This window comes from Shewanella sp. AC91-MNA-CIBAN-0169 (genome assembly GCF_040310165.1).
Classification (GTDB): domain Bacteria; phylum Pseudomonadota; class Gammaproteobacteria; order Enterobacterales; family Shewanellaceae; genus Shewanella.
In genome coordinates, this window is the sequence record NZ_JBEOPM010000063.1 from 1 (window position 1) to 664 (window position 664).

Annotated in this window: 1 protein-coding gene; it reads left to right on the forward strand. The window is 48.8% G+C overall.

Annotated elements, in window-relative coordinates; genetic code table 11:
- The coding region (locus AAEY98_RS22125; RefSeq protein ID WP_220487399.1) for a response regulator at window positions 1–664 on the forward strand (664 nt) is incomplete at both ends.

Sequence of the window (664 nt, forward strand, 5' to 3'; positions counted from 1 at the left end):
TGACCAAAACGACTGACAACATTTTGCTAATCGACGACGATGAACGTCTCGCAGCAATGATCAAAGAGTATCTTGAGAAAGAGGGGTACTCTGTCACGTCTGCAATAGATGGTTCTTCTGGATTAGCTTTGCAGCAACAAGGAAATTTTCGAGCGGCAATTCTTGATTTAATGTTGCCTGATATTGATGGTTTGGAAGTATGCCGAACACTCAGGGCAACCGAAGCCATTCCCATTTTAATGCTCACTGCAAAGGGCGACCCGCTTGATCGTGTGTTGGGGTTAGAAATGGGGGCTGACGATTATTTGCCCAAACCATTTGAACCGCGAGAATTGCTCGCTCGGCTACGTGCCATATTGCGCCGAGGTACACATTCGCAAACCGTCAATGTCGTTCGCTTTGGCGCACTAGAAGTCGACAAGGATGCTATGGAGGCACGGATAGACGGCAAACGCTGCGACCTTACCTCCTATCAGTTCCAACTTCTTTCGATACTTGCAGACGGCGTAGGGCGAGTATTAACCCGCGACCAACTCATGAATGGACTTCAAGGGTCAGATTTGGAAGCCTTCGACCGTTCTATCGACGTGCATATATCTAGGTTACGCGCCGAGATTGAAACCGACCCTAAACAGCCTCGTCGTGTTATTACTGTGCGCGGTGT